1 pseudogene is annotated in these 585 nt (G+C 43.9%); it reads left to right on the forward strand.

The features are described 5' to 3' along the window. Nucleotides 1–585, forward strand: a pseudogene (locus tag Xhom_RS38300) (IS1 family transposase); the annotation flags it as partial.

A 585-nucleotide genomic window follows, 5' to 3' on the forward strand; every position in this document is an offset into this window, starting at 1 on the left:
TGACGTCTATTGCCGTTATTGTCACAAATCAAAACATGTCAAAGGACATGGAAAAGGGAATGGCGGGCATCCTCGTTATCGTTGCTATACCTGCTGTAAGGGTTTTCAGTTAGAATACACTTATCAAGCCTGCAAACCCGGCGTTAAAGAGCAGATTGTCGACATAGCGATGAACAATGGGGGAATTCGTGACACCGCTCGGATCCTGAGAGTCGCAACAGCTACTGTCATGAAAACGTTAAAAAACTCACGCCCCGAAACGTAACGACGCTGCCCCTTGATGGAAATAACATTCAGCTTATCTGTGAAATAGACGAGCAATGGTCATTTGTGGGGAACAAGAAAAATCAACGCTGGCTTTGGTATGCTTGGGAACCTCGCCTAAAACGAATAGTGGCCCATGTTTTTGGCGATCGCAGTAGAAAAACATTAGACAAGCTACTGGCTCTTTTATCGTCCTTTAATATTCGGTTTTACTGCACAGATGATTATGTTGTTTATGATAACCTTCCCGAGGAAGATCACCTGACTGGAAAGACGTTTACTCAGCGTATAGAGAGAACGAATTTAACTCAGCGTACTCGA

It is taken from the genome of Xenorhabdus hominickii (assembly GCF_002632725.1).
Classification (GTDB): domain Bacteria; phylum Pseudomonadota; class Gammaproteobacteria; order Enterobacterales; family Enterobacteriaceae; genus Xenorhabdus; species Xenorhabdus hominickii.